Raw genomic sequence first — 8,515 nt, forward strand, 5'->3', positions numbered from 1 at the left:
GTCGGTCTGGTCAGGTCCTCATGACGCAACTGGGCCGTTCGAGGCGCCCTTTGTGACTAGATGTTCACTGAATGCCGATGGGGGTACGGGCATCGGTCACTCTCGCACGATGCCGTAGGTCTTGACCACGGTGCGGGCCGTCCCACCGGTGGGCGTGAACGTGAGCGAGACCTTGACCCTCAGCTTGCCGTTGCGCGAGGCCTTGATGGCCTTCTGCCCGGCCGACGACAGCTTGAGCACGATGTTCGCAGTCCCGGCCTTCGAGACGCTGGCCTTGCCGGGCTTGAGCAGCGCCTTGCCGGCCGACTGCACCGAGAGCGTGCCGGGCCCGGGCAGGGCGACGCTCAGCGTGAGCGTGCCTTTCTTGGTGTCGGGCTTCCCGGACCCGGGTGCGGCGAACGAGTTGGACGCAGGCGTGGCGGACGAGGTGGCGGCAGGTGGCGCAGGTGCGGTGGTCCCCGTCGGCGGCGCGGTGCTCGCCGGCACGACGGTGAAGACCCGGCGAGCGGGAGTCCGGTCGGCGAACCCCTCCGCGTCGACGGCGCGGAACAGCACCGTGTGCCGACCGGTGGCGAGCCCGGCGAAGGTCACCGGCGAGGCGCACTCGACGTACGTCGCGCCGTCGAGGCTGCACTCGAGCCTGGCGGCGAGCCCCCTCGTGCCCTGCACCGCGAAGGTGACCGACGACCCGGAGACCGTCGCACCATCGGCCGGGCCGTCGAGCACCTCGGTGTTGGGCGCCGGTGACCAGGACTTGTCGACACCGGGCCCGATGAGCTCGACCGTGCCCGCCGAGGTGCCGTCCGAGCGCCACAGCCGGACGCCGTGCACGGACCAGCTGGTGAACCAGACCAGACCACCGGCGGCGGTGAGGTAGGAGATGTCCGTCGACCGCGGACCCGGGGTCAGGTCGGTGACCATGGTCGTGCCGGCGACGCTGCCGTCGCTGCGCCACAGCTCGATCCCGTCATCCAAGGTCTCCGCCGAGAAGAAGACGGTGCCGCCGACCGGGACGAGACCGCTCGGGTCGCTCGAGCTGACCCCAGAGCTGATGTCCTCGACCATCCTGGTGCCTGCCGCGGTCCCGTCGGACCTCCACAGCTCACGGCCGGCCACGCCGTCGTTCGCGGTGAAGAACAACGTCGAGCCCACCGCCGTCAGGGAGTAGGGCTGCCCGTACAGGCCGTCCAGGGGGCCGGTGTCGGCGACCATCACCGTCCCGGTGCTCGTGCCGTCGCTGCGCCAGAGCGCGCTGCCCTGTCCGCCGTCGCCGGCGGCGAAGAACAAGGTGGGGCCGACCGCTGTGAGCGACGACGGACCCGGGTCGTACCAGGTGGCTCCGAGCTTGCGGACGAGCGTGGTGCCGGTCGCTGTCCCGTCGCTGCTCGCCAGGTAGGAGCTGCCGTCCCGCTTCGAGGCGCGGAAGAAGAGACGGGCGCCGAGCACAGTCAGCTCGCTCACGCCGTCCAGATCGAGGGAGCCGTCGACGCGGACGGTGCCGGTCGGCGTCCCGTCCGTGCGCCAGAGGTGGTTGTCGACGACGAGGAACACGAGATCGCCGACCGGCACCAGGGTCCGGGGCCCCGACGAGTACCAGGTCGGCGGCAGGTCGGTCACGACCCGCGTCCCGGCGCTGGTGCCGTCGCTCCGCCACAGCTGCCGCGGTGCGGTGCCGTCACTGGCCACGAAGAACGAGGTCCCCGACCCTGTCGTCACGATGTCGCTGGGATAGCTGCCTTGCGGCCCCGGGCGGACGTCGGCGACCTGCAGGGTCCCCGCGGTGGTGCCGTCGGTGCTCCACGGCTCGGTGCCGTGCACCCTGTCGGAGGCGGCGAACACCACTCGTCCCCGGCCACCGTTCGCGAGCTCGCCCGCCTGGCTCCCTGCCGCACCCGGGTCGATGTCGCGCAGCAGGCCGGTGCCCGCGCGGGTGCCGTCGGAGTGCCACAGCTCGCGTCCCCGCGCAGCGTCCTGGTCGCTGAAGACGAGACCGTTGCCCAGAGGCGTCAGCGACCTGGGCTCCGCGCCGACGGGTGCGCCCGCTCCGCGGATCTGCACCGTTCCGGATGCGGTGCCGTCGGAGCGCCAGAGCTGCCTGCGGCCGGTGCTGAAGACCACCGCCCCGTTCGCCGCGAAGGCATCGGAGATCCCACCCCCCGCGACCCCGGGGTCGAGGTCCGCGACCATGCGAGGAGCGCCGCCGGAGGGCAACCACCACAGCTCTCGCCCGTGCACGCCGTCGACGGCGGTGAAGAAGAGGCCCCGGTCCGTGCTGACCAGCTCCCACGGGTCGCTGCTCGGCGCACCGGGATTGATGTCCGCGACCCGGGACAGCCGTCCGGCGGAGGGGTCGAAGCTCCAGAGCTCCCGACCGGCCGTGTCCGACAGGGTGAGGTAGAGCCGGGCCCCCACCGCGGTCATCCACTGGGGAGCCGGGTAGTCAGCACTCCCCGGCGCGAGTCGTGCCACCACGCGCGTGCCTGGCTGCGTGCCGTCGCTGGCCCACAGTTCGAGCGCCGTGTCCCCGGAGTGGGTGAAGTAGACGGCATCGCCGACGACCACGGGGTTGCCCGGCCCGGGGGAGAACGGCTGCGACGCCGTGTCGGTCAGCCTGAACGTGCCGGCGGCGGTGCCGTCGGAGCGCCACACGTCGGTCCGGCGACTGCGGTCGGTCGCGGTGAAGAACGCCGTACCGCCCGCCGTGACGATCGACGACGGGTCGCTGCCCGCGGCACCCGGCACGAGGTCGGCGACCCGAACGGTTCCGGACGCGGTCCCGTCCGATCGCCAGAGCTCCTGGCCGGTGATCCCGTCGGAGGCCCGGAAGAGGACGGCGGAGCCGAGCCCGGTGACCGTGAACCCCCCGAACGGGTAGACACCCGACTCCGTGCCGGGCGCGATGTCGCGCACGAGCGCCGTCCCGGCGGCGGTGCCGTCGCTCGTCCACAGCTCCATCCCGTGGGCGCGGTCGTCCACCGTGAAGAACAGCCGTGATCCGGCAGCGGTGAGGTTGCCGATCGAGGAGCCTTCCTGGACCCGCCGGGGGTCGGGATCCGCGACCACCACGGTCCCTGCCGTGGTGCCGTCGGTCTTCCAGAGGACCCGGCCGTTCACGCCGTCGGCCGCGGTGAAGAAGACGGTGCTCCCGACCGTCGTGAACCCGCTCGGCGCGCCGTACCCCTGCTCGTCGTCGCCCGGGTCAAAGGACTTGACCATGGCGGTCCCGCCGGGGGTGCCGTCCGTCCTCCACATCTCGATGCTGTCGCCGTCGTTCTGCGCGAAGAACGTCGTCGAGCCGAGCGTGGCCCGCCCCCAGCGGAGGGCGCTCGGCGAGCTCGCGGACGGCTCCGACGGCTGGAAGACCGGCACCGGGTCGGCACCCGATGCCGGCCCGAGGCCCGCGACGTTGACGGCGAGCGCGGCCGCGGCGCCGACGACGGCCGGGCGGACGCCGAGGTTGCGCGCGCGGCGTCGCAGTCCCTTGCGCTGAGCGCGCCGCAGACGGGCGACGGTCCTGGCCTGGCGGCGCGCACGGGTGCTCACGGGTGTGACCTTAGGGACTGCTGAGAACGTTCACATGACACCGATGTGTCACCCGTGGACACGCGCGTGACTACGACCGAGGCGGGGGAGCCCCCAAGATGGAGCGGTGCGCCCCATGCTCGCGACGCCCGGACGGCACGTCCCGACCGACCCCGGCTGGAGCCACGAGGTCAAGTGGGACGGCGTCCGGGTGCTCGCCGACACCCCGCGCGGCGAGGCGACGCGGTTGACGAGCCGCAACGAGAACGCCGTGACCGTGGCCTGGCCCGAGCTCAACCGCAGCCCGCTGGGCGAGCGCGACCTGCTCGTCGACGGCGAGGTCATCGCCCTCAACGACCGCGGGCTGCCCGACTTCCGGGTGCTGCAGGACCGCATGCACGTCCGCAAGGCGGCGACGGCGGCGGCGCTGGCCGACCGGCTGCCGGCGACCTACATGGTCTTCGACCTCCTGCGCCTCGACGGTCGCGACCTCACGTCACTGCCCCTCGGCGAGCGCCGCCGGATGCTGGGCGAGCTCGGCCTCGAGCACACGACCTGGCAGGTGCCGGCGGCGTACGACGACGGGGCGATGCTGCACGAGGCGACGCTGGCCCAGGGTCTCGAGGGGATCGTCAGCAAGCGCCACACGTCGCGCTACGCGCCGGGGGAGCGCAGCCCGCACTGGCTGAAGTTCGCCCACCGCCACCGCGGCACCTTCGTCGTGGGTGGCTGGCGGCCCCAGGAGGGCACGAGCGACCGGCTGGCGGCCCTCCTCGTCGGAGAGATGACCGAGGACGGTCTGATGTACCGCGGCCGGGTCGGCAGCGGCATCAGCGGTGCGGTGAGCCGCCGGCTGACCGAGCTCGTCACCCCGCTCGCCCGCACCACGAGCCCGTTCGCCGACGAGGTGCCGCGCGTCGACGCTCGGGGGACCTCGTGGGTCGAGCCGGTGCTGGTCGTCGACGTGGACACGCACGGCCTCGGCTACGACCGCCTCCGTCAGCCGTCCTTCCAGGGCGTGCGCACCGACGTCAGCCCCGAGGAGCTGTGATGGCCAAGCGCCCGGAGGAGCGCCAGGAGGTGCTGGTCGACGTCGAGGGACGCACGCTCAAGGTCAGCAGCCTCGACAAGGTGCTCTACCCGCGCACCGGCACCACCAAGGGTGAGGTCCTGAGCTACTACGCCCAGATCGCCCCCGTGCTCCTGCCGCACCTCGCCGACCGGGCGGTCACGCGCATCCGCTGGCCCCACGGGGTCGACGACGCCAGCTTCTTCGAGAAGAACGTCCCCTCCGGCACCCCCTCTTGGGTGCGCACGGTGACGGTGCCGACGACCGGGTCGCGCACGGCGTCGAAGGAGGACGGCACGCTCATCTTCCCGGTCGTCGACGACCTCGCCACCCTGACCTGGCTGGTCAACCTCGCCGCCCTCGAGCTCCACGTCCATCAGTGGACCGTCGGTCGCGACGGCCGCCCCCGCGGTGCGGACCGTCTGGTCGTCGACCTCGACCCCGGCGAACCGGCCGGCCTCCACGAGTGCTGCCGGGTCGCGCTGCTCGTCGCCGACGTGCTCGAGGCCCGCGACCTCGTCCCGAAGCCGGTGACCAGCGGCAGCAAGGGGCTGCACCTCTACGCCGACCTGCCCCGGCGGCTGCCGCCCGAGGAGTCGACGGCACTGGCCAAGGAGGTCGCCGAGACGTTGGAGAAGGCGCACCCGAGCCTGGTGACCTCGACGATGACCAAGGCCAAGCGACCCGGCAAGGTCTTCCTCGACTGGTCGCAGAACAGCGGCTCCAAGACCACCGTGTCGCCGTACTCGCTGCGCGGTCGGGACCGGCCCTACGTCGCGACGCCGCTGGGATGGGACGAGGTGGAGGCGGGGGCCGACGACCCGGACGCCCTGGAGCAGTTCCGCTTCGACGAGGTGCTGCGCCGCGTGGAGGAGTACGGCGACCTGTTCGCCTGACCGCACGCCCTTCTCACGGGCGCCGGTGGCCGCGCTGCGGTGTTACCCAACGATGGACCGGGTGTGGACCGACCGTGACTCCGGGTGGTCACCGCTCGCCTAGCGTGGGCGGGGACGCCCGTCGCGGGTCGTCGAGTCGCGAGGGAGTGACTGTGGAGATCGCACCGGTGCCGCACCGGTCCGGGCGGGGCGAGTGGCGGCGCCTCACGCTCGGACTGCTCGTGCTGGTCCCGGTCGTGCTCCTCGTGCTCCTCCCGGCCGTGCTCGGCCTCGACCGCTACGTCGTCACCGACACCGCCGCACCCGGCACCGGGCGGGGCTCCGTCGTCCTGGCGCGCGAGACCCCGCGCGGCGACCTGCGCAGCGGCGACGTGGTCACCGTCTCGACCGCTCGCGGCAGCCAGGACCCCTCCGACGAGCGGCTGACCCGTCGCATCACCTCGATCGACGGTGACCTGGCCCAGCTCAACGGCGGCCTGCAGGTGCGCCTCGAGCAGGACACCTACGCACGGGTCTGGCTGACGATCCCGTGGATCGGCTACCCGTTCGTGGTCGACGGGGGATGGGTGCTGCTCGTGATGATCGCGGTCGCCGCTCTGCCGCTGGCCTTGCGCGGAGGACGCCGTCGGCGTCGCCGCACCCGGCGGTCGATGCCCTCGGGGCTGCCCCGGCCCACCCTGCCGGTCGGCTGAGACGCCGCACGTCTCGAGGGTGCGCGTCCCTCTGTCGGAGCGTTGCCGTCACCGCCCGGCGGCCGGCGGCCTATCATCAGCCTCATGCCGCAGAGAGTCCTCGTCGTCGAGGACGAAGAGGACATCGCCTTTCCTCTCGTCCGCACCCTCGAGCGTGAGGGTTACGACGTGGACTGGGTCGACTCCGGGCAGAAGGCGCTCGACGACGTCAGCTCCCGCCACGCCGACGTGGTCATCCTCGACCTCGGCCTTCCGGACATGGACGGCCTCGAGGTCTGCCGCAAGGCGCGCGACACCGGTTACGAGGGCGCGATCATGATCGTGACGGCTCGCGCCGGCGAGCTCGACCGCGTGGTCGGGCTCGACTACGGCGCCGACGACTACATGGCCAAGCCGTTCGGCCTCGCCGAGCTGCAGGCCCGGGTCCGGGCGCTGCTGCGGCGCACCAACAACCAGTCCAGCTCGGCCGACAGCGGCAACGACGGGGGCCTGCGCATCGACGTCGCCGCCCGGCGGGTCTTCTCGGGCGACGACGAGGTCCCGCTCACCGGCAAGGAGTTCGAGGTCCTCAACGTCCTCGTCGCCAACAAGGACAAGGTCGTCTCGCGCACCCGCCTGATGGCCGACGTGTGGGACGAGAACTGGTACGGCTCGACCAAGACGCTCGACGTCACGATCGGCCGGCTGCGTCAGAAGCTCGAGAGCGTCGGGGTGCAGGAGAAGGTCGTCGCGGTGCGCGGCGTCGGCTTCCGCCTCGAGGGCAGCCCCTCCGACGGCTGAGCGCCGGTGCGGCCACGACTGACGGTCTCCTTCGTCGTCCTGAGCGTCGTCCTCCTGCTGCTCGCCATCGGGATCCGCGGTTGGTCCGCCCGTGCGGACATCCGCACCCACGAGAGCCGCGAACTGGCCCGGGAGGCCGCGACACTCGCCTTGGTCATCGAGCAGCGCGAGACGCTGGGACGACCGGTCGACCGGGCCTTCCTGCAGGGGCTCGTCGACCCGTCGTACGCCCTGACCTACACCCCGCCGAGTGCGACGACTCCGGTGGCCGTCACGGGCGGCGCCTACGTCGAGCAGGACGCGCTCTCCGCGCGCAGCGACGTCGACGGGGGAGGAGAGCTCGTCGTCCGTGAGTCCGCGGAGGTGGTCGACGAGCTCGCCGACGACACCTCGTCGGCGGGCTTCCTGCTCCTGCTCGTGGTGCTCCTCGCCGCTCTGGTCGGCTACGTCATGTCGTGGCTGCTGTCCGCGCCGTTCCGCCAGCTCGCCGTCGCGGCCGAGCAGCTGGGCCGGGGCCGCTTCGACCTCGACCTGCCACGCAGCCGGATGCCGGAGGTCCAGGCGATCGGCCAGGCCCTGCTGACCTCGGCCGGTCAGCTCCAGGAGCGGCTGGCCTCGGAGCAGGCGTTCGCCGAGCACGCCTCCCACGTCCTGCGCACCCCGCTCACCGGGCTGCGCCTCGAGCTCGAGGACCTCGCCCAGCGCGACGACGTCCCCGAGGACGTACGCCGCTCCGCGACCAGGTCGGTCGGCCGGATCGAGGCCATGGACCAGGTGACCGGCGACCTGGTCGCGCTGTCGAAGCAGGGAGCGCTGGTCGCCGGGGCGGAGATCCCGTTGCGCGACCTGGCGACCCAGTGCGCCCAGACCTGGGCGGATGCGCTGGCCGAACAGGGACGCGAGCTGACCGCCGCGGTGGAGGGCAGCCTCGACACGACGTACACCCCCGGCCCGGTCGAGCACGTCCTCGACCTGTTGCGCACCGACGTCCTGCGCCGCAGTGCCGGCGCGGTCCGCCTGGTCTTCGACGCCGACGACGACGGCCACCTCACGATCACGGTGGCGGCGGCCGAGCCGAAGTCCGCACCAGGACCCAGCGCGGGGCTCGCCCTGACCCAGGCTCGAGCCGTCGTGACTGCGCTCGGAGGGCGCGTCAACGGCGACGATCCGCGGTCCCTGACGGTGCTCCTGCCTCGTCGCTGACCGCGCCGCCGGCACCCTCCGGACACCACGTGGCCCGGGTCACGTCACCTCGAGTTGGTGTCCGGCGGGGGAGTCTGTAATGTTCCTTCTCGCCGCAGGAACGCGGAGAACGGCCCGGAGCAATCGCTCCGCAGGACGGACTCCCCACCCGCTGCGGTCGGATCGGCTCACAGCAGGACTCGTGTGCCCGGATCGGCTCAGGCCGGCCGAGTTGACGAGAGTGAAGCCGGCAGGTAAGTTTCTGCAGGTTGCCCCAGAGGCGGTCGAAAGGCCGCGGATGGTGTGCGTCTGATCTTTGAGAACTCAACAGTGTGTCATAGTCGACGAATTAGTTTGTTATGCCCCGTGTCGGC

6 protein-coding genes are annotated in these 8,515 nt (G+C 72.3%); 5 read left to right on the forward strand and 1 reads right to left on the reverse strand.

Going from position 1 to position 8,515, the window contains the following annotated elements:
• Positions 1 to 96 precede the first annotated feature (96 nt).
• A complete protein-coding gene (locus GRQ65_RS13385) occupies positions 97 to 3,543 on the reverse strand; it encodes an ELWxxDGT repeat protein (RefSeq protein WP_160878465.1) in 3,447 nt (1,148 codons plus the stop codon).
• Positions 3,544 to 3,658: 115 nt separating this feature from the next.
• On the opposite strand from GRQ65_RS13385, the gene ligD (GRQ65_RS13390) reads away from it, so the two are divergent.
• From ligD (GRQ65_RS13390) to GRQ65_RS13410, 5 genes are all read left to right on the forward strand, one after another.
• Positions 3,659 to 4,573: a non-homologous end-joining DNA ligase gene (gene ligD / locus GRQ65_RS13390; RefSeq protein ID WP_160878494.1), complete on the forward strand. Its 915-nt coding sequence runs from the start codon at positions 3,659 to 3,661 to the stop codon at positions 4,571 to 4,573.
• Complete coding sequence (ligD, locus tag GRQ65_RS13395) at positions 4,573 to 5,487, forward strand: non-homologous end-joining DNA ligase (protein ID WP_160878466.1); 915 nt, start codon at positions 4,573 to 4,575, stop codon at positions 5,485 to 5,487. Before ligD (GRQ65_RS13390) ends, ligD (GRQ65_RS13395) begins: the two co-directional genes overlap by 1 nt.
• A 152-nt stretch (positions 5,488 to 5,639) precedes the next feature.
• Entirely contained in the window at positions 5,640 to 6,179 is a 540-nt protein-coding gene (locus tag GRQ65_RS13400) for a hypothetical protein (protein WP_160878467.1), read from the forward strand.
• Positions 6,180 to 6,263: 84 nt separating this feature from the next.
• Positions 6,264 to 6,959, forward strand: a complete 696-nt coding sequence (locus tag GRQ65_RS13405; protein WP_160878468.1) for a response regulator transcription factor — start codon at positions 6,264 to 6,266, stop codon at positions 6,957 to 6,959.
• A gap of 6 nt (positions 6,960 to 6,965) precedes the next feature.
• Entirely contained in the window at positions 6,966 to 8,162 is a 1,197-nt protein-coding gene (locus GRQ65_RS13410; protein WP_160878469.1) for a sensor histidine kinase, read from the forward strand.
• The last annotated feature ends 353 nt before the right edge of the window (positions 8,163 to 8,515 follow it).

The organism is Nocardioides flavescens (assembly GCF_009823805.1).
Lineage (GTDB): Bacteria > Actinomycetota > Actinomycetes > Propionibacteriales > Nocardioidaceae > Nocardioides > Nocardioides flavescens.